The sequence below is a fragment of the Amycolatopsis sp. SID8362 genome (assembly GCF_010550475.1).
GTDB classification, from domain to species: Bacteria; Actinomycetota; Actinomycetes; order Mycobacteriales; family Pseudonocardiaceae; genus Amycolatopsis; species Amycolatopsis eburnea.
In genome coordinates this window covers 1-219 of record NZ_JAAGNB010000176.1, presented here as the reverse complement: position 1 = coordinate 219, position 219 = coordinate 1, and the positions used below count along the sequence as shown (strand labels likewise).

Below are 219 nucleotides of genomic sequence, written 5' to 3'. Positions count from 1 at the left end.
CGTGGATCGGCGCCATCTCCGAGGACTACCCGGGCAGCCTCCTCGACCTGCGCCACCGCGTCGGCGGCGACCCGCCGGAGCCCGAGCGCATGCTGTCGCTGGCCGAAGCGGCAGGCTTCCCGCTGCCCTCTGACGACCACGGCGCCCTGGCGCTGCGGCGCCCGCTGCCGGACACCGTCCGGCTGACCGGCGGCGGCCCGTACGTCGTGGTGCACCCGG

At 77.2% G+C, this 219-nt stretch carries 1 pseudogene; it reads left to right on the top strand.

The window, feature by feature from the left end:
• Positions 1-219, top strand: a pseudogene (locus G3I65_RS06000) (glycosyltransferase family 9 protein); the annotation flags it as partial.